Origin of the sequence: Salinibacterium sp. ZJ450 (genome assembly GCF_011751885.2) — a bacterium.
GTDB lineage: Bacteria > Actinomycetota > Actinomycetes > Actinomycetales > Microbacteriaceae > Ruicaihuangia.
In genome coordinates, this window is the sequence record NZ_CP061771.1 from 3,296,529 (window position 1) to 3,322,141 (window position 25,613).

Consider the following 25,613-nt stretch of genomic DNA (forward strand, 5'->3'; position numbering starts at 1 on the left):
TTGTCTGAAATAGCGACGAATGTAAAGCGCATGCTTCGGTCAAGAACTATTCGGCCTCGGCCTGAGCGGCGCGCAGCGCGTCCCGGTGATCAGGGTGCGCAACGCCGATGAGCGCTTCGCAGCGCTCGGCCTCAGACAGGCCGCGCAGGTCCGCGACGCCCTGCTCTGTGACGACGACATCAATGACGTGGCGAGCAAGGGTGACCGGATCGCCTGGACCGATGCGCGGCACGATTCTGCTGCGAGAACCCGCCGTGGATGTCGTCGCAATGACCGTGAGCCCGCCGCGCGACAGCCGAGCCGACTCCGCGAAGTCCTGGCTGCCCCCTACCCCGGATATATGGCGCCCCCCCACCTGTTCTGAGGCAACCTGGCCAGAAAGGTCGACTTGGGCTGCCCCGTTGACGGAGATCAGGCGCTCGAACCGCCCCAGATGCAACACCGAGTGTCCGATCTCCGACGGAAGGACCTCAACCAGCGGGGAGTGGTCGGCAAACTGCATCAAGCGGCTGGTGCCCATCAGCTCCACGGCGCTGATGATCGGCAGGACGCTCGAGTGCGACTGGGAGGCGACGACGTCGATCATGGCATCGCTGCCCATTCCGACGAAACCCACGTCTTCGTGCCCGGCGAGAAGCGCAACCAGCTGCTCCGGAACCGCTCCGATGCCGACCTGCACGACTGCTGCGGGCGGTACAAGCTGGAGTACCTGCTGGGCAATACGGTCTGTTTCGGCTGTGCCACGCGCACTCAGGTATTCGGGCATCGGGAGCTCAGAGTCGATGATTGCGGCAAAGCGGCTCTGGTGTACGAGTGAGTGGGGCCCGGTGCGCGGGACCGCCGGGTCGACCTCCGCGATTGCGACGGCGGCCGTTTCGATCGCCCGTCGCGGGTAACTGACGGATGGCCCAAGGCTCACATAGCCGTTCCTGTCCGGCGGGGACACGCGGACGAGCGCTACCTCAGGAGCGATGCGCTCAAGAAACTCGGGAATTCCGGAGCCACGCAGTGGCAGGTAGTCGACCTGCCCGTTGTCAATGAGCTGACGAGCGCGGCCCATCGGATGCCACGTGCTCCAGCCCAGCCGGCCCGCCTCAACTGCGTCGGCGAGTCCGCAATCCTCCAGGAGGAGCCCTGACAATACGTGAACGTCAGGCTGCACGCCCTCTGGGTCCGTCGCCAGCGCGGTCAACAGGGTCGTCGGTGTACCGCAACCCGGCGAGACGACGATCCGGGCGCCGCGGGGCACGAATCGCGACAGTGTGTTGAGCGCGCTTGTCATGCGGAGTCCGTTGAGGCGGTCAGGTGCCGGTCGAATGCGAACGACGCGTGCCACGAGTTCGCCTCGCGCGCAGCGACGTCGGAGCGCAGCCGCAACGCCAGGGCGTCAGGCCCCCCCGACTTGGCGAGATCCGCGGCGAGTGCCGCACGCGCGGATTCGAGATCATCGACGATTCGGTGTGTGAGCCCGGCATGAAGGTCCTGCGCGGAAAGCACCTCGCCCCAAGACATTCGGCTCCCGGCAGCGCCACCGGCGCTTGCGAGCACGGCGGCCAGCCCTGGGACCACGGGCACGGCACCCCAGGCGAACGTCGTTCCCGCCATCGCAAGCCGTAGCCGGCCCACTGCGTATGCAATCAGCGCCGAGCCTTCCACATGGCCGACTGCGCAGGTCGCGACCGCGGCGTCACGGATCGCTGTCGCCAGGGGGGTCACGTCCTGCGGCAACTCGTTCGTATCCGACACGACCAAGAGGTGGGACCCGGGCTCACGGAGCGCTGCGGCCAAGTCGCGCAGGTCGCGTCGTTCGCGAACACCCTCCAGGGTGTGCACAATCACTGCTGATTCGTCAGTCAAGATAGTCACTGTCCCTTGAATACTGGGGCGCGTCGCTCGAGGAACGCGGTCACGCCCTCGTTTGCGTCGTCGGTCGAAAGCACAGCAGACAGCAAGGCCTTCTCATACCGAAGGGCGTCACCCAACGCCATCGATTCGGCGGCACGGAGCGCAGCCTTAGCGGCTCGCGCGGCGTGGGGCGCGGATGCGGCGATGCGCCCTGCCAGCGCAGCCGCTGCCGCAGCAAGCCGTTCTCCCGGCACAACCTCGGCAACGAACCCACCGCGGTACGCTTCCCAGGCCGAGAACTGTTCCGCGCCGAGAACGACTTGCGCGGCCCGAAATCGGCCAACGGTGCGCGCCCATCGTTGCGTGCCACCGGCTCCCGGAAGGATGCCGAGGCGAATTTCCGGCTGCCCGAAGACCGCGTTGTCTGCCGCCACGACGAAGTCAGAGGCAAACGCAAGCTCGCATCCGCCGCCCAGCGCCGGGCCGGCAACCGCGGCCACTATTGGCTTTTCACACGCAAAGATCCGCTTCCATGCTGCATCCTTGTCTCCATGGAGCAATGCCGTGGGAGGCGTCTCCAGCAGTTCGCGAAGATCGGCACCTGAAGCGAACCAGCGGGGGCCGCCGGTCAGGATGACGCACCTTACGGTGTCGTCACGCTGTGCCTCCTCCAAGGCCTCAGCCAGGGCGAGCACCATGGCGGTATTCAATGCGTTTCGGGTTTCGGGCCGGTCCAGCCGAAGCGTCCGCACGCCACCGTCGTCCGCCACGAGCACCGGAGAAGGGGTCGGATGTTCCTCTATCATGGGCACATCCTACTGCGTAGGATGGAATCTGCGCAGCACCGGTATTGTTGCGGGGTCTCCGAAAGAGAAACGAAAGGGGTCAGCTTGAAAACGACCGACAGGTCGCCGGCGCGACCCGGAAGCGGGGCCGGCGGACGCGCGGAGATTCTCCGAGCAGCGGCCGACGCCTTCATGGAGCTCGGCTACGATCGCGCGTCGATCGACGAGATCGCAGACCGTCTCGGAGCGACAAAAGGCCGCGTGTACCACTACTACCGCAGCAAGGTCGACATCCTGCTCGACATCCATATCGAGATGCTCGGGTTGATGATCGGCGAGATCGAAGTCCTCGCCAAGAACGATGACCACTACCTCGTTCGTCTCGAGAAAATGGCTCGGGCACACGCACGCCTGATGATGGAGAACCTCGCGTTCGCACGGGTGACGATGATCAGCACCGCGATGCTCGACTTGGCTCAGACAGAGAAACAGCGCGAGACGGTGCGGTCAATCCGCCGAACACGTGCCCAGTACGAGTCTCACTTCCGAGACCTCATCCAGCTCGCCGCCGCGTCAGGCGAACTGCGCGACCTTGATGTAGAAATCGCGGTGCGGGCGTTCCTGGGAACGATCAACTGGGTTGGCATGTGGTTCCAGCGCAGCAAGAACGCACCCTCCGACGTACTGCAGATCGCCGAGGAGCTGGCGACGTTTGCGGTGAATGGGCTCAGGGCCTGACCACGTCGCCGCCCACGGCTCCGATCAGAACAGCTCCCAAAGCCGCTCGCGCTTCGCGAGGCTGGCGGCTTCCTGCTCCTCGATGATCGCGCCTGCGCGCATCACATAAGCGCGGTCAGCGACCCGAAGCGCCTGTGTGACATTCTGCTCGACAAGCAGCACGGCCACCCCGGTCGTCGTGGCGATTTCGCGTATATCGTCCATCATCCGCTCCACGAGGAACGGCGCAACACCCAGGCTCGGCTCATCGAGGATCAGCAGACGCGGCGAAGACAGCAGGGCCATGGCCATGCTCAGCATCCGCTGCTCGCCGCCACTCAACGCCTCAGCACGCTGTGCACCGCGGTCGCTCAGAACCGGGTACCGCTCAAGCATCTGGGCTCGGGTCCTCTCCAGGTCTTCCTTGCCAACCCGCACTCCGGCAAGCTCCAGGTTTTCCCGGACCGTGAGATCCCCGAACACGAAGGCTTGCTCGAGGACAAGACCGATCCCGATCTTGACGCTCGCAGCCGCGCCATGGTGGGTAATGTCGTCGCCGTCGAGGCGGATGCTGCCATGGCTGACTGGCTGAAGCCCTGCGATACAGTGCAGCGTTGTCGACTTGCCCGCGCCATTGTGACCCAGGAGGGCAACAACCTCACCTCCGCGCACGTCCAACGAGATACCGTGGATCGCCTCGTTGCGCCGGTATGACGACCGAAGGTCGCGAACTTCCAGGTGCGTGTCGCTCATGTCATACTCTCCTCTTTCGTTCCCCGGCCGAAGTAGATCTCTGCCAATCGGGGGTCAGCCATGAGCTCTTCCGGACTTCCTTCTGCGACGATCTGCCCGAGCTCCATGAAGTAGGCGTGGTCGGCTACAGCACGGATCACGTCAAGATTGTGCTCCACGAGGCACACTGCTTTGCCCTGCTCCGCGAGCTTCATGATGAGTTCGAGGATTCGCTCGACCCATGCCCGATCGACGCCAGAGGCTGGTTCATCCAGGAGCAGCACGTCAGCGCCTGTGGCGACAAGACGCGCGATGCTGACGAGCTTCTGGTCACCGTAAGAGAGGCTCTCCACCGTTATGTCGGCTCGATCGGTCATCCCCACGAACTCGAGGCACCGCAGCGCTTCCGCCGTCGTCTTCTTCTCGTCCCGCCGTACCGACAGGGGCCTGAACAACAGCGCGAAGACACCTTCGCCGGACTGATGAGGTACGGCCGAGCGCACATTGTCCAAGACCGTCAGCTTCGGGAAGAGCCGCACATCCTGGAACGTACGAGCCAGTCCCCTCTGCACCCGCTTGACGGGAGCTAGCGACGTGACGTCCTTGCCGAGCAGTGTCACCTCACCCGTGTCTGGGGTGATAAAACCGGTGAGCAGGTTGAACACTGTCGTCTTGCCCGCACCGTTCGGCCCTACGAGCGCCGTGACACGGCCACTGCGCAGTTCGATGTCCAGCTCCTTGGCGGCCAAGACACCACCGAAGGTCTTGCTCAGGCCGCGACCCTGCAAGAGGATACGGTCCTTTTCCACGAGTGCGTCGTCCGCCGGAAGGTCCGCCGCGACGGTCTCGTCAGCGGGTTCCAACTCGTAAGGAGGCTTTGGCCTGATCCGGCGGAGCAGGCGTCGAATACCACCCTCACGCACGAGCCCCTCCGGGCGCAGGAGCATGAAGAGGATGAGCATTACGCCGTACAGCAGCTGACGGATCTGCTCCGCGTAATCGGTTCCGAAGTCGAAGAACCTGAGCACCTCAGGAATCCCCACCAGCAGCACCGCGCCGACCACGACACCGACGACGCTGCCGGAGCCTCCCAGCACGATGAACGCGAGGATGAAGATCGACTGATCGAGCGTGAATGTCGCCGGATTCACGAAGGCCGAGTATGGAGCGTAGATTCCTCCGGCGAGACCGGCGAAGGCCCCCGATATCGCGAATACCTTGAACTTCATCCCGACGATGTTGCGACCCAGCGCGATGACAGCGCTTTCATTGTCGCGCATAGCGCGGAGGTTGCGCCCAAACGGGGACCCGCCGATACGGGCCGCGATCAGCATCGCAATGATGCCCGCCACGAGAATATAGGGAAAGAAGTCCGTCGGGTCCAGCAGTCGTTCTCCGTTGACGACGGGTCGATCGATCCCCGTCAGGCCCGTCGTGCCCCCGGTCAGGCCGCGCCATGAGGTCAGCATTCCGTGAACCATCATCTGGAGTGCCAGCGTGAGCAGGATGAGATACTCACCCCTGATGCGGAGTGCGGGCAGCGCCGAGACGGCAGACGCTACCGACGTCACCACCATTGCTGCCAGGACACACAGCAGCGGCGGGAGATCGGTGTGGACAGAAAGCAGAGCGGCCGTGTATGCCCCGACACCGAACTGCGCGCCGGCGGCAAGCGTCATCAGGCCCGCATAACCGACTAGCAGGTTCGTTCCGAAGGCGACGATGATGAGAATCAGCGCCGTGTTGGCAACGTGTATCCAGAAGTCCATGTCAAACTCCTCTTCCCGAGAGTGTGAGTCGACGCCCGAAGAAGCCGCTGGGTTTGAAGATCAATACCGCGAAAAGCAACCCGAAGGCCACGATCGAGTTGAGGTAGCCGGGTAGGAAGAGGCCACCGATACTCTCGGCGAGACCGAGCGTGAGCCCACCGAGCGCAGCACCCGGGATGCTGCCGATCCCGCCGATGAAGACGCCGATCGCCGCCGCGAGCACCAGGTTCAGCCCCATCGTCGGGGTCGCGACATCGCCGACCGCGAACAGGACGCCGGAGAGGCCGGCGAGGGCGGACCCGACAAAGAAGACGCCGATGAAGATGTGCTGCGGGTCCACCCCCACCACGGAGGACAGCCGTGGATTGGCGGCTACTCCTCGCACCATAATTCCGACACGAGTGCTGTGCAGCACGTAGAGCACGAGCAACACCGCGACCCACGACACCGCGATGACGATGACATCGACCATGGTGAATCCCACCGGACCCCAGGAGAACTGCTCCGTCGGAACCCCTTGGATCCGCTGGGCACCAGGCCCCCAGCCGATCCAGATCAAGGCCTCACCCACCGCGAGAACTCCCAGGGCTGCGAGGAAGATCTGCAGCACTCCGGCGTGACGCCGGCGCAGATTGCGGTAGATCGAGATTTCGACCAATACTCCGAAGAGTCCTGCGACGATCATCCCCACCACTGTCGCAAGCGCCAGCGGCAACGGTCCGGCGAGAACCACTGCCGCGTAGGCGCCAACCACGAACGAGATGGCGTGTGCGAAGTGGAACATCTTTGTCGTGGAGAAGATCAGGCCGAAGCTGATCGCTGCAAGCGCGTAGAGGCTCCCGTCAATCAGGCCGTTGACCAGCAGCTGTGGACCCGCGTCGAAATTCATCTCAACCCTTCGTCGGGTGGGTCACTACTTCGACCCAGCAAATTCCGCGATCGGCGCGAGCACGCCATCCTCGACGCGGTAGATGGAGACAGGCTTGGCCACCGTGCCGTCATCCCTGATGATCATGGACTCTCCGTAGAGGCTCTTGAACTCGTGTGAGTCGGCTACGAGCGCTTCGATACTGGCAAGCAGCACACCTGATTCTGTGGGATTCTTCCCATCCTTCACGGCCCGCCGCACGGCGTCCGCATAGACATACTTCACGTGCTCGTAGTAGTTGGCTGCGAACTGCGTGGGCTCCTCATCGAACTTCGCCTTGTACGCCTCGACGAACTCCCCCGTGTGCGGGCCACCGACGCTCGGGTCGAATCGGTCCAGAATCGCGCTGTACGACTTGATCGCCTCAGGGCCTGTGATCGTCAGGACATTGGGCGTGTAGTCGCTGCCAACGATGGGAATGTCCAGACCGATCTTGTGGGCACCACTGATGATGTAGCCCAGGTCGTCCCCCCATGAGCCGACAACGAGCATGTCGGGCTTCGCCGACTTGATCCGTGCCAGCTGCACACTCAGGTCCGTCGCGCCGACGTCGTGACTCTCCTGGGCGACGACCTCACAGCCGAGCCTCTTGCAACTTGACGTGGCCTCCGTATTGACGGCACCACCGGCTTCGTCGTTCCAGGCGATGACGGCGACCTTGGAGGCATCCAGCTCGTCAACGGCGTAGTCCATCAGGAGGGGGTACATCGTCGCGGTGTTGGCAACGGTGTTGTACAGGCACTCTTGCCCGATGAGGTCAGCACCGATCGCACCACCGTTGAGAACAGGGATCTCACGCTCGCACGCCATGGGTCGCACCGCGAGGGTGGGGGCGGTGAACGAGCTCAAGAGGGCGTGGGCCCGGTCGACCGTCAGCATCTTCTGGGCTGCCGTGACAGCGCTGTCCGGGTTGTTGGCGTGGTCTTCTTCGATGAGCTCGAAGCGGAATCCCTCGACGCCACCCTCCGCGTTGATCTCTTCTGCCGCCAGCCGGGCACCCTGGGTGATCGCGTCGCCGTAGATCGCCGACGGTCCGCTCAGCGCAGTGAGCACGCCGATCTTGATGGTGTCGTCGCCCGAACCAGCAGCGGAATCACCGCCGGACGCGCCACAGGCCGCCAGCGTCGTAATCGAGAACGCGGCAACCAATGCCACCGCAATTCGCTTCTTTGCTTTATGCATTGACATACTCCTTTGAATGTAATTTCACAACAGAAAACAACAGTTCCTCACGCCTGAGCGTTCTTGCGTCGGATGGCGGAGGCCAGCCGAATCAAATGGGGGGACGGCCGGTAGCGATCATCCCCCGTGATGTGCTGAAGTCGGCGCAGGCCGTGCAAGATGCGCTCCGGTCCCATCTCCTCCATGTAAGCGAATGGACCCCTCGCGTGGTTCATTCCCAGGACCAACGCTGCGTCCACCCCTCTTGCCTCAGCAATTCCCTCTGCAACGAGAGCGCACGCCTCGTTGACGAGGGCGTGACCGAGCCGGTCGACGATCAAGCCCGGTACGGCCGGCACATGCACCGCCACTGCTCCGAGCGCGGCGACTACACCGTCCATCTCCGGCGTCGGCGCGATACCTGCGACGTCGTCGTCGACAACTTCTACCGTGACTTCACCGGCGCGGTCGTGCACGTGTATCCATCCCACGCCGGAGGGAAGCAACTCGATCCACCCGCCGTCTGAGGAGTCCACGACAACCGGGCCTTTGGCACGAAGCGACTCGATCGCACGCAGGTCTTCGACTGTAGCCGACGACGTCCGGTAGACGATGACGTGGTCTGCATGCGGAGAATCAATGGCGACTCCTCTGATCTGTTCAGCATCAGGGCCGACGACGACCAACTCCGCAGGTGTCGCCTGTGGGGTGATGCTGACGCGGGCGCGCCCCGCACCGGGAGTCTCACTGGCGTAGTCGTAGAAGCCACGGCCCGTACTGCGGCCAAGGAATCCCGCGCGCACCAGGCGACGGACGACGGGGATCGGGCGGTAGCGAGGGTCGCCAAACTCACGCAGCGCGGACTCGGATGCGACCAAATGAGTGTGCAGGCCGGCGACGTCGATCGTCTCCAACGGGCCCATCCGGTGCCCGAGCACGCGTCGTGCGAGCGCGTCGACAACTGCGGGATCGACCCCTTGGCTGAATAGGATCTGGCTCTCGTAGTAGAGCGGCCGACAACAGCGGTTCACGATGAATCCCGGCGAATCGTCACAAAGTACGCCGTCTTTGCCGAGAGCCTCACACAGTCGCAGCGCACGCTCGGTGATCTCGTCGGATGTCTCCGCACCGCGGACGACCTCGATCAGGCGCATCTTGGTTGGGGGATTGAAGAAGTGCATGCCGACAACCTGCGCGGGCCGGCCATACTGGCGCCCCAGATCGCTGACACTGAGCGAGGAGGTATTCGTCACGAGCATGGTCCCGGGCTCAAGAAGCTCAGCGAGCTCGGTCAACAGACGCGACTTGATCTCCGGGCGCTCCGAGACGACCTCGACGACGACATCGGCGCCGCTGACGCACTCCTTGAGTCCCTGCACGGTTCGCGGCACCAGGAGGTCGCCGTCCTGCGCCACCTCGCGCGCCAAGTGCTCCGAGTTGGCCGCCACGAGTTCGTGGGTGGCATCCGTGCCCACCACATCGGCTCCAGCCGCGGCGAATACCCGGGCGATCCCACGCCCCATGACGCCCAGCCCGATTACCGCAACGCGGAGACCATCCAGGGGTCGCTTCTCGGGCGTCACCGCGGCACCCGTTCCAGCACAGCGGCCGCGCCCTGGCCGCCACCCACGCACATGCTTGCTACTGCGTACCGGGAGTCAGTTTCCTCCAGTTGACGCAACAGCGTAGCGATGAGGCGGCCCCCGGTCTCGCCGGTGGGGTGGCCCAGCGCGATTCCGCCACCATTGCGGTTGACACGTTCTTCATCGAGGCCGAGCGCTCGCACGTTCTGCACGATCTGCGCAGCGAATGCTTCGTTGATCTCGAACAGGTCCACGTCGGAGAGCGAGATTCCGGCGCGCGCGAGCGCCTTGGGGATCGCCTCGACAGGGCCCACGCCCATTTGCTTCGGATCCACTCCGACGGCGGCGACCGATCGCAGTGCAGCTCGTGGTCGCAAGCCGAAACGCTTGACCGCGTCTGTGCTCGCCAGGAGAATGCTCGCTGCGGCATCCCCCATCTGGCTGGCATTGCCGGCGGTTACCGTGCCGTCTTCGCGGAACGCCGCCGCCAGACGAGAGAGCTTTTCGACGGTGGTGCCCGGTCGCACTGTCTCATCCCGGCTAAAGGCGCCCGAGGCAGTGTCGATAGTGACGACTTCATCACCGAAGCTCCCGGCCGCCCATGCTTCTTCGGCACGCTGATGACTACGGGCCGCCCACTCGTCCTGCGCGGCGCGGCTGATGCCGTACTTTGCAGCAACGTTCTCTGCCGTGAGTCCCATTGACAGTCCGCTCAACGGGTCCTCGCCGTCTCGCCAACCATCCTTGAGCGTGATATCTCGGGGCTTCGCGCCTTCCCAGCGCAGCTTGTAAGAGCCGTAATACGGCATGGAGCTCATCGAGTCAGCCGCCGACACCAGCACGATGTCGGCATCCCCGGCAGCGATGGCCTGCTGGGCCGCCCACACAGCCTTCAGTCCCGAGGCACACGCCATGTTAACGGTGTGCGCGGGAGTCGACTCCGCCAACCCGCTCTTCACCGCGATCGTGCGCGCAGGGTTGGGGCCGTTGCCTGCTTGGTGCCGACAGGACAGTACGACCTCGTCAATCACGGCAGGATCGATTCCCACACGTTGGAGCAGGAGTTGCGTGGTCTGCACCGCGAGATCTGTCATCGGCACATCGCGCAGCGTGCCGCCGTACTTGCCGTGCGGGGAGCGAAGTCCGTCTACAACCCAGGTCGTCATGATGTGCTCCACTCGCGCTTGATCTCTCGACCGATGACCATGCGAATCACTTCGGAGGTACCCTCGTAGATTTCGGTGGCTCGCTGATCGCGGTAGAGACGCTCGACGAGCGTGGGTCGCACGAAGCCGTCACCACCGAAGATCTGCACCGCCGCATCGACCACACGATTGGAAGCCTCGCTCGTGTGCAGCTTGGCGACCTGGCCCAGCATGGCGGTGTCTTCCCCAGCGTCCCATGCGCGCGCGGCCTCGTACATGAGGACGCGACCGGTAGTGATGTCGGTCACCATGTCGGCCAACTTGAACGAAATTCCCTGGTTGTCGATGATGGGTCGCCCGAAGGTGAACCGCTCTACTGCGCGTTGGGCGGACGCGTCGTATGCCGCGCGTGAGATGCCGAGCGCCTGACCGGCCAGCGTAATGCGCCCCACCGCGAGCGTCGCCAGTGCGAGTGAGAGGCCGCGCCCGCGTTCCCCGAGCATGGCGTCGCTCGGAACCCAGGTGTCGAGCTTGATGTTCGTCGTCTGCGTGCCCCGGATGCCCATCTTGTCGAGATAGGTGTCGACGACGACGCCCTCAGCTTTGGCATCCACCACGAACGCGGTGATTCCGCGACTTCCCGCTTCAGGATCCGTCTTGGCAAAGATGATGAATGTCTCGGAGGCGCCTCCGTTGCCGATGAACCACTTTTCTCCGCGAATGCGGAAGCCCTCGCCCTCCGGAAGGGCGGTCGTCGTGATCGCCCCCGCATCCGAGCCGGCACCGCGCTCGGTAAGGCCAAAGCTGATGCCCTTGCCCTCGGTGGCGAGAGGACGCAAGTAGCGCTCCTTCTGCTCGGGCGTGCCCGCCAGCCGGAAGGGCATTGTGCCGAGCAGGTAGACGGCGAGAATCCCACACGTCGCGGCGCAGCCATAGGCCACTTCTTCCAACGTTGCACACAGGGCGGTCAGACTGGCGCCGCCCCCGCCGTATTCCTCGGGAACGAACATGCCGGCAAGCCCGGTATCAGTGAGCACCTTCACGCTCTCCCACGGGTAGCGAGCGGTGGAGTCCAGCTCGGTTGCCAGCGGAGCAAAGTGTGTAGCGCTCGCCTCACGGGCGATCTCTTGCCAGCGCTGCGCATCTGCGTCGAGTGATGGATTCCAAATTACGGACAAGTTCGATCTCCTTTGACCTGAAGGCCATACTACTGAGTATGTTGGCACGGAGCAACTCTCCGCATGGGACTTCAACGACGAATCAGGCGTTGAGACTTGTGGCTCGTCGCCGGGAGGCTGCCGGCTGCGACCGGATCGATGAGCGCACGTATGCTCAGCCGCTGCTTCAGCTGGTCAGCCAACTCCTCGCCGACCTCAGCAGCAGAACTGGCGTCATCCTGGTCACCAGGAGCGATCTCGACCTGGACGCCTATCGCGTTCAAGTGACCGGTTTCAGCATCCCGAACCGAATCGTCGACGATTATCACGTACTCGCCCGTGCATCTTGGGTGTGCGCGAACGATCTCTTCGACTGCGCTGGGGAACACATTGATTCCACGCACGACAAGCATGTCGTCGACCCGACCGCGCACACCGCCGACAAGTCTGGACGTGGTGCGACCACACTCGCAGACGGAACGCTCCATCGCGACGACGTCACCGGTGGACCAGCGAACGAAAGGATGAGCTTGCTTGTCGAGATGGGTGAGAACGAGAAGCCCGGGCTCCCCGTCTGGTAGTGGTTCCAGGGTCGCGGCATCCACGACTTCCGCGTAGGCGTAGTCCTCAAAGAGGTGAAGGCCGTTGCGCGCGGTGCACTCCCAGGCAATGGGTTGGAATTCCAGGCTGCCGTAGGCGTCATAGACCTTCGCATCCCACATGTCTTCGATGAGTTTCCGTGTCGCGGGAATACTGCCGCCCGGCTCCCCGACAATCACCATGCCAGTGATGGGCAGGTCCCTCGTCTGCATGCCGTTCTCTTGGGCGACACGCGCCAGGTGGACCGCGAACGACGGTGTCACCACGGTGAACGTGGCACCGAACCGCTTGATTGTCTCAAGCTGGCGCAGTGAGTCGGCGTTGCCACCGGGAATGCTCATGGCACCGACGCGCTCAAAACCGGCATGGGTCCCAAGGCCCCCGACAAACCATGCAAAGCCGACCAGCGAGTGATAGATGTCCGTGTGCCGCACACCGAAGGCATAGGCCCCGCGTGCGTAGAGGTCGGCCCACCGCTCCAGGTCCAGCGCGGTCCACGCGACGGGAGTCGGAGGGCCGGTCGTTCCTGAGGAGAAGTGCACTCGGACGACATCCTCTGTCGGCACCGCGAGGTTGGTTCCCAGGGGCGGTGCATCCTCCAGGCTCGCCTGGTGCTCCGCTTTGCCCATGAGAGGGAGCGCCCGGAGGTCGTCGAGCGAGTTCATCGAAGCAGGATCGAAACCGGCGCTCTCGAAGCGGGCACGGTGAAAATCGCTTCGCTTGCCCACCGAAACAAGTTGTCCACGGAGGTGCTCCAACGTCCAGCGTTTTCGCTCCTTCACATCGAGCACCTCGCACGCATCGAGGATGCCCTCTCGGTATGGCGTCAGCATGCGTTCAGCGCCGCACTGCTAGCCCGGCCATGGCGGGAAATACTTCAGCCGCGATTCGCTGCATACTCTCGAGCTTGCTATCCGTTGTCCCGCCCATAGTGAACAGGACGTTGTCGACGCCCAGCGCCTCATACTGGCGCAGCACCTGAGTCAGGTCATCGGGGGATACCGAGAGCAAACGCTTCTCCCAGGCAGGGACGTCCGGATCGATGGTCCGCTCGACGAGCTCGAGCGGGATGAACAGGGCCGTCGTTGACGGTGTTGGGCGGCCCGCAGCCTCGGCGTGCGAGGCGATGGTGTCCATCGAAGCCCTCATCATCTCCGGTGATGCACCGAACATGTGCGGGAACCAGCCGTCACCCGCATTCCCGGTCCGACGCAGAGCCGGAGGTTTCACCCCGCCGACCCAGATCGGAACGTGCCGCCCCTGCCATGTTCCCGGCGCGAAGTAGATGTCTTCGATCTCATAGCGCTCGCCCTTGAACGTCACCGGCTGCTCCTCGCCGAGGGCGAGTTCGAGTAGCCGCAACGCCTCGTCTGTGTCCTTGCCACGCGTGCGATAACTCATTCCCAGTGCGTCGAACTCCTCGGCGAGCCATCCCACGCCAGCGCCAAATATGAATCGTCCCTCCGAGAGCTGATCCACAGTCGCAATGGATTTCGCCAGCAGAGACGGATGCCGGTACGGAACGATGCACACGGAGATGCCAAGCTGCACACGCTGAGTCACGGCCGAGAGATACCCCAGGGTGGTGAACACCTCGTAGAACGGCCTCGCCCCAGGGACAGGGAATTTCCCAACTTCATTGAAGGGATACTCAGACTCATAGGTGGCCGGCATTGCGACATGGTCCGCAGTCCAGACCGAGTCGTACCCGAGATCCTCCGCTGCTTGCGCCACATCGCGGCACGCTGCTGCGCTGGCGTTCCATCCCATCTGCGGTGCCATTACTCCGTATTTCACGATGCAACTCCTCATTTCGATGAAAACAACCTACGGAGTAGTATGCTGGCTTATGACGCTCATGACAAGGAGGACGTGAATGTCGATTCGCCCACTCGCTGACGGTTACCGATGTCAGCGCCTTGCGTTCGAACGCTTTGGCCGACCTAGCAGCAGCGTCATCTGCATGTCGTTGCCCGCCGGGAACGGGGTGCCCGCCAACCGGCGCAGGCCTTCACATGCTCTCCTCACCCCCGCCCTCCAGAGAAAGAGATAGACATGGATTTCACTCCCAACGAAGACCATCAGGAGATCCGCCGGGCAGTCAGGCAGGTCTGCGCGAAATTCGACAGCGCCTACTGGCGCGCCTGTGACGCCGAACACCGCTTCCCCTGGGAGTTCTACAACGCCATGGCGGATGCCGGCTGGGTAGGGATCGCGATCCCGGAAGAGTATGGCGGAGGGGACGCGGGCATCGCCGAAGCGTCGGTCGTGCTGGAGGAGGTGGCGGCATCCGGTGCCGCGATGAACGGTGCGAGCTCCATGCACCTCTCCGTGTTCGGCATGAATCCTGTTGTGCAGTTCGGGTCCGAGGAGATGAAGCGGGCCTATCTGCCCCGTGTGGCCCGCGGAGAACTCCACGTCGCCTTCGGGGTGACCGAGCCGGACTCCGGCACCGACACGACGTCGATCACAACGCGCGCGCACCTGGAAGGCGACCACTATGTTGTGCATGGGCAGAAGGTCTGGACGACCAAGGCGCAGGACTGCGAGAAGGTGCTGCTCCTCGTTCGCACCACACCTCTTGAAGAGTGCGTCAAGCCGACGGACGGACTGACCCTTCTCTTCGCCGATCTTCAGCGAGACGAGGTCGACATCCGGCCGATCCCGAAGCTCGGTCGAAACGCCGTGGCATCCTGTGAGGTCCGGTACGACGGACTCAAGGTCGCCGTGTCCGACAGGGTCGGTGAAGAGGGCCAGGGGTTCAAGTACCTTCTGCACGGCCTGAACCCGGAGCGGATCCTCATCGCCTCCGAGGCCATCGGAATTGGTCGCGTCGCGATCGAGACGGCCTCGGCATACGCGCGGGAACGAATCGTCTTCGGCCGGCCGATCGGTCAAAACCAGGGCATTTCATTCCCTCTCGCCGAGGCCCACATGCGCCTGAACGCAGCGACCCTCGTCGTGCGCGAGGCCGCATGGCGATACGACCAAGGCCTCGACTGCGGAGCCCAGGCAAACACCGCGAAATTCCTCGCGGCGGATGCAGCGCACTACGCTGCCGATCGAGCGATGCAGACGCACGGCGGATTCGGCTATGCGAAGGAGTACAACGTCGACCGATACTGGGTGGAATCACGACTGATGAAGATCGCGCCCGTTTCTCAAGAGATGGTGCTGAACTACATTGCACAGCGCGAGCTCGGTCTTCCGCGTTCTTACTGACAACCACGAAGATACGATCTAAGGAGTTACAATGACCGCGCCCCCGACCGGCCGCTGGTTCGAAGAACTGAGCGTCGGAACGCTCGTCGAGCATGGAGTGACCCGCACAGTCACCGAAACCGACAATGTGCTCTTCACGACCGCCACGATGAACCCCCAACCGCTGCACCTGGACGCCCACTTTGCGGCGGGCACCGAATTCGGCAGGCCACTCGTCAACAGCATGTTCACGGTGGCCCTCGTGGTCGGGCTGTCGGTGTACGAACTCACGCTCGGGACCACGGTTGCCAACCTCGGGTTCAAAGAGGTCCTGTTTCCCAAACCGGTCTTTCCTGGCGACACGATCAACGTCGTCACTACGGTCACCGATGCCCGCGCCTCACAATCTCGGCCGAGTGCGGGGATCGTGACATTCGAGCACCGCGGCTTCAATCAGCATGGTGAGGTGGTGTGCATAGCGACACGAGCCGCCCTCATGCACCGCCGACCGCAGGAGCCAATGGAAGGATCACAAGAAAGCACGAGCCCATGACAGCAGTCTCAATCGTCGAGGTGGGCCCGCGCGACGGGTTGCAGAACGAGCCGAGAATCGCGCCAACGAGCGCGAAAGTCGACCTGATCGCCCGACTCGTCGCAGCCGGAGCCACGCGCATCGAGGTGGCATCCTTCGTGCACCCGCGTCTGGTTCCGGCGATGGCCGATGCAGAAGACGTCATGGCGCGGGTGGAGCGGAACCCGGCCGTGCGCTACATCGGTCTCGCCCTGAACGAACGCGGTGCGCGACGAGCGATCGATGCCGGCGTCGATGAGGTCAATTTCGCCATCCCCACGACGGAGGCGTTCGCGATGGCCAACCAGAACACCACGCGTGAACACCTGCTCTCCGAGCTCGAGCTGATCGGTGCCGCCACAGCGGACGCGGGCATCGCGCTGAGCGTGACGATCGCTGTCGCGTTCGGCTGTCCCTTCACGGGGCGAGTCGATCCGGAGAACGTCGGCGCCATGGCGGCGGCCGTCCAGCAACGCGCCGAAATCGACGAGCTCGCCATCGCGGACACGATCGGTTGCGGCGTGCCGTCGCAGGTACGACAGTTGTTCGCGCTGAAGGAGGTGCGAGCCGCACGTCGGCTGCGTGCACACTTCCACGAAACGCGTCACACCGCGATCGCCAACGCCTTTGCCGCACTCGACACAGGAGTGGAGGCGCTCGATTCCAGCGTGGGCGGCCTGGGCGGATGTCCCTTCGCGCCCGGCGCCGCCGGTAACGTTGCGACCGAAGACCTCGTATGGGCGCTCGAGTCCGCCGGGGTCACGACGGGGATCGACGCGGAGGCCGCCACCGCGGCCGGCCGCATGATCTGCGACGTCATCGGGGTGGGACCGCGTTCGGGTCTCGCACATGCGGGCGTTTTCCCCCCTCTGCACCCCGCCGCTGTGCCGAAGCAACAGGTCCACCCCGGCTGTTGAGGGCAGGCGCGCAGCGCTGGAGACAACACGCAGCAAATCATCGTGGGCGTCCCAAAACGCACAAGGCGCGCTCTGTCCCCGTCCCAGAGTTCCTCCTCCACCTGCTTGCCCAAGCGCGCGAAGGGACGGATAGGGACGCCCCGCTGCTAGGCGATGGGACCGACTACGTACGCCTTCGGGGAAGTAGGGGGTCTAACTCTGGCATGGCATGGCCATGGCGGTACCGGTGGGATTTGAACCCATCTTGGCCGGCGCATGGTGCTCGTGTGGATTCGTCATACCCCCGTCAGGACTGGGAAGTAGCGCACACTTACTCACGCCTCTTCACGTCAGATCACAGCCTGTCCTGCACCAAAATGCACCACGGGGGCCATACCGGGTGAAGCTTCGCCCCGCGTCGATACCGCCCAATTGATCGTCTGGCCACCACACCTCGCAATCATCGGACCAGACTTTGATGATTCCGGCGTCCTAGTCAAACTCCGGTCAGAGGAGCTGCAGGTGGATCGTCGCGCTAGTGTCTCAATGCCCGTCTCGCGACCTTGGGGGAACGCACTTGACCGATTCGAAGACTCCGCCCGTTGACAACCCGATCAAGTCCTCGAACGAGGACGTCCTCGGCCGTGCGCTCGTTGCACACGATTTCGCTCGCTCAATTCGTCAGATTGACGCATCGCAGGGCATCGTCATTGGTGTGCTCGGCGCTTGGGGCCATGGGAAGAGCTCCTTCGTGAATCTGATGAGGGAGCAGTTCGCCGAAGAGCCGGAACTGCCGGTCATTGAGTTCAACCCCTGGATGTTCTCAGGTACTCAGCAGCTTACGGACGTCTTCTTCCGCGAGATCGCCGCGGAGTTGCGCCTCAAAGACACGACGAAGTTTGGTGCGATCGCCGAGGGCCTTGATAAATACGGCGATGTGCTCAGTCCTCTCGCCGTGATTCCATGGTTCGGGGGCTGGTTTGACCGCGCGTTCAATGCGACAAAGACCGCGGCGGCATGGTGGAACAACCGAAAGAAGGGCAGCCGGACTTTTCGCGACATCGTTACCTCTGCACTGGAGCAGCTCACCCACCCCATTGTCGTCGTGATCGACGACATTGACCGACTGACGACCGCTGAGATTCGCGACATGTTTAGGCTCGTGCGGCTCACGGCGAGCTTTCCCAATGTTGTCTACGTGCTCGCGTTCGATCGGCTACGTGTCGAGCAGGCGTTGACCGAAGATGGGGTGCCGGGACGGTCGTACCTCGAGAAAATCGTGCAGCTCAGTTTTGACGTGCCCGCGATCCCTCGCGAAATTCTTCGCTCGCAGGTCTTTGAACGGCTGAGCGCGGTTCTGGAGGACGTCGAAGATTTCCGCTTCAATCAAAGCGCGTGGGCCGACGTCTACTTTGAAATTGTCGAGCCGCTGATGAAAAGTTTGCGGGACGCAACGAGGCTCGCCTTATCCGCGCGACCGACGATCCGGGCGCTTGGCGGCGAGGTGGAGACGGTCGACCTACTGGCACTTGAAGCCATCCGTGTGTTCCGCCCGGAGCTGTTCCAACAGCTGCACGCGTGCCGCACGACACTCACGGAGACGCATGCCCCCTTCGCACGCACGGAAACGGGACGCGGCAAGGCCGACATGGAGAGACTCCTCGACGTTGCCGGTGAGGATGCCGACCTAATCCGGCATCTCGTCCGTCGGGTCTTTCCCGCGGCCCTCTTCTACACCGAAAACACTAGCTACGGTTCAGACTTCCTCGACACTTGGAAACGCGAGCACCGGGTGGCTCACATTGCGTACCTCGACCTGTATTTCAGTCGAACGGCTCCCGACGAGTTGGACGCCTTCCGTCACGCTGAGCGAGCGTACGCCCTGTTCGCCGACGCCGATGGACTCGGCGCCTATCTCGACTCGCTACAACCCGAAAAACTCGAGGACGTCATTTCGGCGCTGGGGATGTTCAAGGACGAATACCCCGCCGAGGCTGTTGTTCCCGCGTCAGTGGCACTCCTCAATCGAATCAGCAAAATTCCGGAACGACGTGGACGGGGCGTGTTCGACAGCATAAGACCGGACAGCCTCGTTGCCCGGGTCGTTCTCCGGCTACTCCAACGACTCGACGACGATGCAGCGAGGGAGCGTGCCGTCCGCGAGATCCTGCCTCGAGTTGCATCATTCTCCTCGCAGGAAATGCTAATTCGCGACGCAAGGAGTGGGCTGGTTTCGGAAGAGGCAGCCACCGAGTTGGAGTCGAACCTAATCGCGCGGGTGCTTCGAGAGCACTCTCCCGTCCCGCAAGACGAATGGGCCCTGCTCCATGTGTACCATCTGGTCGCAGAACACGAAGGCGACGCCTACGTTCCGCCGAGCTTCTCTGATCCCGTCGAAATTCGAGCCCTTATTCAGTCCGCTCGATCTGTGGCCCGGTCCCAGTCGATCGATTCCAGAACTGTCCGGGAAGAGGAACGGCTCGTGTGGGACAGTCTTCTTCGCGTGGTTGGCGGTGAGGAAGCCCTCAACTCCGCAATCGTCCTGCTCAGGCAATCAGACGGGGACGTGCCGCTGGTCCAACTCGCAGAGAAGTACGCGGGCGGGTGGCGACCAAAAGAGGTCTGACCCTGCTTCGGCACGTGTTCGTTCACGAGTGGGGACTTTGGAGTGCTCTTCACCACAGTGAGCCATGAGGGCTTCCGCACCACGGGAGATGAGATGAGCTAGCGGCGTGTGCGACAAGCCACGATCGCTGCGACTTGCGACCAAGTCGCAGCCCGGCGCTGGTTCAGAACTGCTCTGAGCGCTGGCGACTAAGCGCCTGAGTCACGTTGTCCAGGTCGTTGGGGAACAGCGCCGCGTAGGTGTCGAGGGTAACCTTGGCCGACTTGTGACCGAGCATCCGTTGCACTACCTTGACGTTCGCGCCAGCGCTGATCGCTAGGGAAGCCGCGGTGTGCCTCAGGTCATGAGGCGTGACACGACGGAAGTCAGAATCAGCAGCCATGCAGCGCTTCACAGCTGCGGCGAACCAGCCGTTCTGCGCCTGACCTGGTCGGAGGAAGCTGCCGCCGTCGGCGTCCCACAGGCGCGCGTCGTGCGTCTTGCCTGTACACGCGGCAGCGACGTCGGCGTCGAGAAAATCCGGGAAGGCGACCGTGCGCCGCTCGTGAGATTTCACACCGCCGAGGATGTGCTTGCCGTTGACCTCCGCGACGGCTTCACGGATGTTCACCCTCCGCCGTGCGACGTCGATGTTCCGCACCCGCAGCGCTGTTGCCTCGCCCCACCTCAGGCCTGTGTAGGCGAGGAACCGAATCAGGTCGGGGTAGCGCGAAGAAACCGCCAGCGCCTCGACCTGCATGTGCGTAAGGAACACTTCATCAGGGATCGGCTTTTTCTTGATGATGATGCCCCGTGCCGGGTTCTTCGTGACGCGGTTGTCCTCGATTGCATCATCGAAGATGCCGGCGAGCAAATCGCGCGCGCGTGCCACCGTCGTATGCGAGCGGCTCTCACCGAGCTTCGTGAGCCATGCCTCAACGTGGCGCTTGGTGATCGCTCCGACCGCGTAGCCATTAGAGCGATCTGTTCGGCGAACACCCCGGCGTCGCGCGAGCTGGCGGCGCGCTGGTGGGATGTTGCAGCGAAGGCGTCCTGTGCTTCACGGCTGATCTTGCGGGTGGCGTTCCCGTCATCGGTCGCTTCGCCCATGATCAATTTCTCGAACGGGTCCACCAGACCGTCATAGTTAATGGAGTCTTCGAGTTGCTGGCTGCCGTACGGGTTGGCCTTGCGGGAGCCGAGCAGCAGGTGCGGCGCGTTCGTCATCGACTCCTGGCCGCCCGCAACGACGACCCGCGCGTCCCCGGCACGGATCAGGCGGGCGGGATCAATGAGAGCGGTGAGGCCAGAGAGGCAGAGTTTGTTGATCGTCACCGTGGGCACATCCCACCCGATCCCGGCGCCGATGCTCGCCTGGCGGGCGGGCCCCTGGCCGCTGCCGGCTTGAATGACTTGCCCCATGATCACGGCATCGACCGCCTCCACGGGTATTCCACCCGCCTCGAGCGCCGCCTTGATGGCATGCGCGCCCAGTTCAGGAGCGGTGATCGAAGCGAGTGATCCGTTGATTTTTGCAAACGGGGTGCGGGCACCGCTGATGATGACCGCGGAGGGGTTCTGAGTGCTCATGCTTCCTCTCTCACGAGTGGTGGTGGCGTTCGTCACGGTTAGATGCTCTGGACGCCGGCGAGCAGCTGACGGGCCATCACAATGCGCTGGACCTGGTTGGTGCCCTCGTAGATCTGGGTGATCTTGGCATCACGCATCATCCGCTCCACCGGGAAGTCTCGGGTGAATCCGTAGCCGCCGAGGAGTTGGACGGCATCCACGGTCACTTTCATCGCGACGTCGGAGGCGAAGGCTTTAGCGGCCGCTCCGAAGAACGTGAGGTCGTCGGAGCCGCGCTCGGATCGACTGGCGGCGGCATAGGTCAGCTGTCGCGCTGCTTCGATCTGCATGCCCATGTCGGCAAGCATGAACTCGACGCCCTGAAATTGGGCGATCGCCTTACCGAACTGCTTGCGCTCCTTGACATAGCCGAGCGCGTAATCGAGCGCTCCCTGTGCGATGCCGACCGCCTGGGCAGCGATCGTGACGCGCGTGTGATCCAGAGTCTGCATTGCGATCGCGAATCCGTTCCCTTCCTCGCCGATGATCCGGTCTCCGGGGATCCGCACGTCGTCGAAGTAGACCTCGCGGGTCGGTGAGCCCTTGATTCCCAGCTTCTTCTCCGGAGCGCCGAACGAGACTCCCTCGTCGGATTTCTCCACGACGAAGGCGCTGATTCCCTTACTGCCCTTGTTGGGGTCGGTCCTCGCGAGCACGGTGTAGTACTCGGAGACACCGGCATTGGTGATCCAGCGCTTGACACCGTTGAGGATCCAGTCATCGCCGTCGCGCACGGCGCTCGTTTTCTGGTTGGCCGCGTCGCTTCCCGCATCCGGCTCCGACAGGCAGTAGGAGAATCCGCCCTCGCCGCGGGCCAGCTTGCCGAGGTACCGGGCCTTCAGCTGCTCGTCGCCGCCGAGCTGGACTGGGAGCGAACCAAGCTTGTTGACGGCGGGGATGAGGGAGCTCGACGCGCACGCGCGCGCGACCTCCTCGACCACGATGACGGTCGCCAGCGCATCGGCTCCAGCGCCGCCGTACTCCTCCGGAACGTGCGGCGCGTGCAGGTCCGCCGCGAAGAGGGCGTCCGCGGCCTCCTGGGGGTACCGCGAAAGCTCGTCCACCTCGGCCGCGTAGGGCGCGATCTTGGCATCCGCGATGGCACGGACCGCCTCGCGGATCGCGCGGTGCTCGTCGGATAGTGCGTAGAGGTCAGTCATCAAATCGCTCCAGTCGTGGTCGGAATTATTGGCTATGTGGTGAGGTCTACCGGTTCAGGGGAAGCTAGGGGTGCCGAGCAGCGTTGCGCGTTGCGCTAATCGCTCTCCTGCTTCTGCGGTGCTGTTGAGGGATGCGCCCGCGTACTTGCTCTCGCGAAATGCTCTACCGTTAGTCCGTTCGGAAACCCCACGACTGTCGAGGTAAGGAGTGATCCCGCCGAGCGCCCACGGGAAGTTTGCGCCCAGGATCAGTGCTTTATCGATGTCGTCAGCCCGCTCGACGACACGTTCTGCCAGCATCAGGCCGATCTCGTCGGCAAGCGCATCGAGAATGACTCCTGCAATCTCCACGGCGAAGGCGGCACTGTCTTGCCCACTCTTGCGTGCGGGCAGGAGCCGAGCAGCCTGCGCGGTCAGGGTCTTGTCACGCTTTAGCACCGCGCGTTGGCCGTCTGCGACCACCTTCGCCAGCCATACGGGTGAGGCGAACCGTTCCGGATACGCTCGCTGCATCGTCTCGTTCACGTGGAGCTGAATGCCCGGCCCCACGAAATCGAGGAGCCGCAGCGGACTCATCGGCAGTCCGAGGAAGTCAATTGCGTGGTCCACCACCAGAGGGTCCGCACCGTCGTCGATAGCCCTCAGCACTTCGTCGTACAGGCGCGCTAACACCCGGTTGACGACGAAGCCGGGAGTGTCGGCCGATACGACCGCTTTGCGCTTGACCGTGTCGGCAAGGGCCAAAACCGTCGCCACGGTGACGCCGTCGCTTTGCCGCCCACGAATGATTTCGACGAGCGGAACGGTTTCGACCGGGTTGAAGATGTGGAAGCCGATGAAGCGCTCGGGGTGCTGCAGAGCATCCGCCATGTCGGAGATCGACAGCGAGCTGGTGTTCGTTGCCATGATCGCGTCGACGGCTACGTACTTCTCTGCTGCGGCAAGGGTTTCTTGCTTGACCCGCATATCTTCGAAGACTGCCTCGATGACGAAATCGGCTCCGGCGATCGCGTCGAGGTTTCCGCTCGACGAAACAAGGGCTCCGAGCTGATCTGCATCCGCCCGATCGAGCTCGCCTGATGAGACCGCCGCATCGAGCTGGTCGAGGACAAGCTGCCGCCCGCGAGCAGCGCGTTCGTCGTCGAGGTCGGTCAGGACTACCGGGATCCGGCCAAACCGAACCAGCAGAGTAGCGAGCTGACTTGCCATCAAGCCGGCGCCGATGACGGCTGCGCTTCGAACAGGCCGAGCTTCGCTGCGAGTCGCGGCCGCCGTCACATCGGCTGGCAGACGGGAGCGCGAGCGAGAAAGACCATACGCGTGCAGGCTGGCCTGGCCGGCATCGCTGAGGAGCAGTTCAGCGAAGGCGGTCGCCGTTGCTCGTTCGGCCTCGTCGAGGTTTTCGTCCAGTACGGCAGCGATGCGCTCGACGGTCTGGGCCGGCCCGGCACTGACGGTCGGACGCGAGCGTGCGAAGTCGGCGCGTACCGCGTGCATTTGTGCCGTAAATTCCCTGCGATCGCCCGAGACGGCACTTTCAGGTCGTGCCGAGTCGCGCGACTCGATCAACCGGGCTACTCGTTTGGGCCACGACTTGTCCCAGTCCTCCGCCAGCAATACGTCATCTATAACGCCGAGGCGAGCGGCGTCCGCGGCCGTGAGCGTCGACCCCCGGCGGGAGTCGCGCACCGCGATGTCGTATGCCACTCGCGGGCCGGCAAGGCGGGTTAGCCTGTCAATGCCGCCCCACCCCGGCATGAGGCCAAGCCGAACTTCGGGCAGGCCGATCGCGCGGGTATCGCTGCGAGCGAGGCGGTAGTCAGCGAAGAGCGCGAGTTCGAGAGCGCCGCCTAGCGCGTAACCGGTGATCAGGGCGACGGTAGGCACCGGGAGCTCGGCGAGCCGTCGAAAGGCTCGCCAGCCTTCGCTTCCGATTCGCTCGGCCTCGGTGACGTTTCCCGCGGATGCCAACTGCGTGAGGTCTGCACCGGCTCCGAACGAATGTGCGCTCCCCCGGAGGATTACGGCTTCGATGGCAGTTTCGGCGCCCAACGCGTCGATGTCGTCGAACGCTCGCTGCAACGCGTGTAAACGCCCTAGGTCCCAGGTCACTGGTTCCGAGCTGTACGGGTTTCCCAGGTTCACAACCGCCCACCGGGCGCTGCGTTCAGGCAGGACTGGGTAGTCGACTGAAACCTGTAACGACGTTGTCATCGGGAGCGAGCCTTTCATTTTGACCGAGCTTGGCATGACACTCAGTCGCAAGTCAAGAGACTCCGTTTCAAAAAAACTAACGCGCGGTGACGAGCCGGGCCGCAGCATCCGCGTAGATTTTGCTCATGGCCCGTAATGAATCACCTGCAGCGCTATCGGCGCCCGACATCGCGGCGGTAGCCATTGAACTGTTGGCCGAGCGGGGCTATGACGCGACCAGTGTCGGCGAACTCGCTGATGCGCTTGAGGTGAGCCGGAGCACGTTCTTCCGTCGATTCAAGACCAAAGAAGACATTGTGTTCGCCGACCACACCTATCTGCTTGAGCGCCTCGCAAATTCGCTGGCAGATGACACGGCTGATCCATTCGCGGCGGTGAACGCGGCGTGCTTGGTGGTTCTCAAATACCACATGGCGCGACCCGAGTCCACGCTCAAGCGCCACGCGCTGCTGCGCAGCAACCCATCGCTTCGCGAACGGGAACTTGTCATGTCGCATCGGTACGAACGGATCTTTCGGGACCACCTGAAGTCACGGCTCCAGGACGACGGCGATCAGAGTTGGGTTGCGAGCGCGTATGCGGCCGCCGCTGTGGCCGTGCACAACGACGCTCTTCGAGGCTGGTTCGAGGACGAGTCGATCGAGGTGGCTGCGATCCTGCAGCGCCAGCTCGGGGAGCTTGCACAGGCCTTTCGTTCGCGAGTGTCACCGGCTGGGCAGCAGGCAGCTCGCGTGGTCGTGGCCGTTTATGATCCGAGCGCGCCCGCCGAAGCGATCCTGGACAGCATCCGGGGCGCCCTCTCGCCGACCGATGTCCGGATTTTCCGAACTTGAAACGTCGTGACAGTGCGCCATCTGGACCCAGGGCATCAGGAAACACCACTTGGCAGAGTCGCAGTGCGATAACGGCCATCAG

21 protein-coding genes and 1 pseudogene are annotated in these 25,613 nt (G+C 63.5%); 6 read left to right on the forward strand and 16 right to left on the reverse strand.

The genetic code is table 11. From position 1 onward, the window contains the following. Positions 1–46 precede the first annotated feature (46 nt). From HCT51_RS16070 to HCT51_RS16080, 3 genes are read right to left on the reverse strand one after another with little or no spacing between them, the layout of a single operon-like run. Positions 47–1,282 carry an acetyl-CoA hydrolase/transferase family protein gene (locus HCT51_RS16070; RefSeq protein ID WP_166875073.1) on the reverse strand — a complete coding sequence of 412 codons (1,236 nt, stop codon included), beginning with the start codon at positions 1,280–1,282 and terminating at the stop codon, positions 47–49. Next, positions 1,279–1,857, reverse strand: a complete 579-nt coding sequence (locus tag HCT51_RS16075) for a hypothetical protein (protein ID WP_166875069.1) — start codon at positions 1,855–1,857, stop codon at positions 1,279–1,281. Before HCT51_RS16075 ends, HCT51_RS16070 begins: the two co-directional genes overlap by 4 nt. A gap of 5 nt (positions 1,858–1,862) precedes the next feature. Then, complete coding sequence (locus HCT51_RS16080) at positions 1,863–2,651, reverse strand: enoyl-CoA hydratase-related protein (protein ID WP_166875067.1); 789 nt, start codon at positions 2,649–2,651, stop codon at positions 1,863–1,865. Between the two features lie 21 nt (positions 2,652–2,672). Here HCT51_RS16080 and HCT51_RS16085 point away from each other — a divergent pair, with 21 nt between their 5' ends. Then, positions 2,673–3,368 carry a TetR/AcrR family transcriptional regulator gene (locus HCT51_RS16085; protein ID WP_191413658.1) on the forward strand — a complete coding sequence of 232 codons (696 nt, stop codon included), beginning with the start codon at positions 2,673–2,675 and terminating at the stop codon, positions 3,366–3,368. Positions 3,369–3,392: 24 nt separating this feature from the next. Here HCT51_RS16085 and HCT51_RS16090 read toward each other — a convergent pair whose 3' ends face one another. Genes HCT51_RS16090 through HCT51_RS16130 form a run of 9 tightly spaced genes read right to left on the reverse strand, consistent with a single transcriptional unit; the run spans position 3,393 to position 14,219 of the window. After that, positions 3,393–4,100: an ABC transporter ATP-binding protein gene (locus HCT51_RS16090; protein ID WP_166875060.1), complete on the reverse strand. Its 708-nt coding sequence runs from the start codon at positions 4,098–4,100 to the stop codon at positions 3,393–3,395. Then, positions 4,097–5,848, reverse strand: coding sequence for a branched-chain amino acid ABC transporter ATP-binding protein/permease (locus HCT51_RS16095; protein ID WP_166875058.1), 1,752 nt, complete (start codon positions 5,846–5,848; stop codon positions 4,097–4,099). The genes HCT51_RS16090 and HCT51_RS16095 overlap by 4 nt, the downstream gene beginning before the upstream one ends. Position 5,849: 1 nt before the next feature. Next, entirely contained in the window at positions 5,850–6,737 is an 888-nt protein-coding gene (locus HCT51_RS16100; protein ID WP_166875055.1) for a branched-chain amino acid ABC transporter permease, read from the reverse strand. 24 nt (positions 6,738–6,761) lie between these two features. Next, positions 6,762–7,958, reverse strand: coding sequence for an ABC transporter substrate-binding protein (locus HCT51_RS16105; RefSeq protein WP_166875052.1), 1,197 nt, complete (start codon positions 7,956–7,958; stop codon positions 6,762–6,764). 47 nt (positions 7,959–8,005) lie between these two features. Next, complete coding sequence (locus HCT51_RS16110) at positions 8,006–9,520, reverse strand: 3-hydroxyacyl-CoA dehydrogenase (RefSeq protein ID WP_166875049.1); 1,515 nt, start codon at positions 9,518–9,520, stop codon at positions 8,006–8,008. Further along, complete coding sequence (locus HCT51_RS16115; RefSeq protein WP_166875046.1) at positions 9,517–10,686, reverse strand: thiolase family protein; 1,170 nt, start codon at positions 10,684–10,686, stop codon at positions 9,517–9,519. The genes HCT51_RS16110 and HCT51_RS16115 overlap by 4 nt, the downstream gene beginning before the upstream one ends. Then, positions 10,683–11,891, reverse strand: a complete 1,209-nt coding sequence (locus tag HCT51_RS16120) for an acyl-CoA dehydrogenase family protein (protein WP_224760538.1) — start codon at positions 11,889–11,891, stop codon at positions 10,683–10,685. Before HCT51_RS16120 ends, HCT51_RS16115 begins: the two co-directional genes overlap by 4 nt. Positions 11,892–11,914: 23 nt before the next feature. Further along, positions 11,915–13,255, reverse strand: coding sequence for a phenylacetate--CoA ligase family protein (locus HCT51_RS16125; RefSeq protein WP_166875042.1), 1,341 nt, complete (start codon positions 13,253–13,255; stop codon positions 11,915–11,917). Positions 13,256–13,259: 4 nt separating this feature from the next. After that, positions 13,260–14,219 carry a TIGR03619 family F420-dependent LLM class oxidoreductase gene (locus HCT51_RS16130; protein WP_166875039.1) on the reverse strand — a complete coding sequence of 320 codons (960 nt, stop codon included), beginning with the start codon at positions 14,217–14,219 and terminating at the stop codon, positions 13,260–13,262. Between the two features lie 258 nt (positions 14,220–14,477). On the opposite strand from HCT51_RS16130, the gene HCT51_RS16135 reads away from it, so the two are divergent. The 4 genes from HCT51_RS16135 to HCT51_RS16150 all read left to right on the forward strand — a co-directional run bounded on the left by HCT51_RS16135 (position 14,478) and on the right by HCT51_RS16150 (position 19,716). Further along, on the forward strand, positions 14,478–15,644 hold the full coding sequence (locus HCT51_RS16135) for an acyl-CoA dehydrogenase family protein (RefSeq protein ID WP_166875036.1): 1,167 nt from the start codon (positions 14,478–14,480) through the stop codon (positions 15,642–15,644). Positions 15,645–15,675: 31 nt separating this feature from the next. Then, positions 15,676–16,176 (forward strand): MaoC family dehydratase, encoded by a 501-nt coding sequence (locus HCT51_RS16140; RefSeq protein ID WP_166875032.1) that lies wholly within the window; start codon positions 15,676–15,678, stop codon positions 16,174–16,176. Next, positions 16,173–17,111 carry a hydroxymethylglutaryl-CoA lyase gene (locus HCT51_RS16145; protein WP_166875029.1) on the forward strand — a complete coding sequence of 313 codons (939 nt, stop codon included), beginning with the start codon at positions 16,173–16,175 and terminating at the stop codon, positions 17,109–17,111. Before HCT51_RS16140 ends, HCT51_RS16145 begins: the two co-directional genes overlap by 4 nt. A 556-nt stretch (positions 17,112–17,667) precedes the next feature. Continuing rightward, positions 17,668–19,716, forward strand: coding sequence for a KAP family P-loop NTPase fold protein (locus HCT51_RS16150; RefSeq protein WP_166875026.1), 2,049 nt, complete (start codon positions 17,668–17,670; stop codon positions 19,714–19,716). Positions 19,717–19,879: 163 nt separating this feature from the next. Here the strand turns inward: HCT51_RS16150 and HCT51_RS16155 are convergent, their stop codons facing one another. The 4 genes and pseudogenes from HCT51_RS16155 to HCT51_RS16170 all read right to left on the reverse strand — a co-directional run bounded on the left by HCT51_RS16155 (position 19,880) and on the right by HCT51_RS16170 (position 24,698). Further along, positions 19,880–20,587, reverse strand: coding sequence for a tyrosine-type recombinase/integrase (locus HCT51_RS16155; protein WP_224760539.1), 708 nt, complete (start codon positions 20,585–20,587; stop codon positions 19,880–19,882). Between the two features lie 128 nt (positions 20,588–20,715). Continuing rightward, positions 20,716–21,285: pseudogene (locus tag HCT51_RS16160) on the reverse strand (thiolase family protein); the annotation flags it as partial. A gap of 38 nt (positions 21,286–21,323) precedes the next feature. Then, positions 21,324–22,484, reverse strand: coding sequence for an acyl-CoA dehydrogenase family protein (locus HCT51_RS16165; RefSeq protein WP_166875020.1), 1,161 nt, complete (start codon positions 22,482–22,484; stop codon positions 21,324–21,326). 54 nt (positions 22,485–22,538) lie between these two features. Continuing rightward, positions 22,539–24,698 (reverse strand): 3-hydroxyacyl-CoA dehydrogenase NAD-binding domain-containing protein, encoded by a 2,160-nt coding sequence (locus tag HCT51_RS16170; protein ID WP_166875016.1) that lies wholly within the window; start codon positions 24,696–24,698, stop codon positions 22,539–22,541. Positions 24,699–24,823: 125 nt separating this feature from the next. On the opposite strand from HCT51_RS16170, the gene HCT51_RS16175 reads away from it, so the two are divergent. Further along, complete coding sequence (locus tag HCT51_RS16175; protein ID WP_166875012.1) at positions 24,824–25,531, forward strand: TetR/AcrR family transcriptional regulator; 708 nt, start codon at positions 24,824–24,826, stop codon at positions 25,529–25,531. The last annotated feature ends 82 nt before the right edge of the window (positions 25,532–25,613 follow it).

Coding starts and splice junctions, on each gene's coding strand:
- HCT51_RS16070 (WP_166875073.1), bottom strand. CDS start 1,282: ATGACAAGCGCGCTCAACACACTGTCGCGATTCGTGCCCCGCGGCGCC.
- HCT51_RS16080 (WP_166875067.1), bottom strand. CDS start 2,651: ATGATAGAGGAACATCCGACCCCTTCTCCGGTGCTCGTGGCGGACGAC.
- HCT51_RS16085 (WP_191413658.1), top strand. CDS start 2,673: ATGGAATCTGCGCAGCACCGGTATTGTTGCGGGGTCTCCGAAAGAGAA.
- HCT51_RS16090 (WP_166875060.1), bottom strand. CDS start 4,100: ATGAGCGACACGCACCTGGAAGTTCGCGACCTTCGGTCGTCATACCGG.
- HCT51_RS16095 (WP_166875058.1), bottom strand. CDS start 5,848: ATGGACTTCTGGATACACGTTGCCAACACGGCGCTGATTCTCATCATC.
- HCT51_RS16100 (WP_166875055.1), bottom strand. CDS start 6,737: ATGAATTTCGACGCGGGTCCACAGCTGCTGGTCAACGGCCTGATTGAC.
- HCT51_RS16105 (WP_166875052.1), bottom strand. CDS start 7,958: ATGCATAAAGCAAAGAAGCGAATTGCGGTGGCATTGGTTGCCGCGTTC.
- HCT51_RS16115 (WP_166875046.1), bottom strand. CDS start 10,686: ATGACGACCTGGGTTGTAGACGGACTTCGCTCCCCGCACGGCAAGTAC.
- HCT51_RS16125 (WP_166875042.1), bottom strand. CDS start 13,255: ATGCTGACGCCATACCGAGAGGGCATCCTCGATGCGTGCGAGGTGCTC.
- HCT51_RS16135 (WP_166875036.1), top strand. CDS start 14,478: ATGGATTTCACTCCCAACGAAGACCATCAGGAGATCCGCCGGGCAGTC.
- HCT51_RS16140 (WP_166875032.1), top strand. CDS start 15,676: ATGACCGCGCCCCCGACCGGCCGCTGGTTCGAAGAACTGAGCGTCGGA.
- HCT51_RS16145 (WP_166875029.1), top strand. CDS start 16,173: ATGACAGCAGTCTCAATCGTCGAGGTGGGCCCGCGCGACGGGTTGCAG.
- HCT51_RS16165 (WP_166875020.1), bottom strand. CDS start 22,484: ATGACTGACCTCTACGCACTATCCGACGAGCACCGCGCGATCCGCGAG.
- HCT51_RS16170 (WP_166875016.1), bottom strand. CDS start 24,698: ATGACAACGTCGTTACAGGTTTCAGTCGACTACCCAGTCCTGCCTGAA.
- HCT51_RS16175 (WP_166875012.1), top strand. CDS start 24,824: ATGGCCCGTAATGAATCACCTGCAGCGCTATCGGCGCCCGACATCGCG.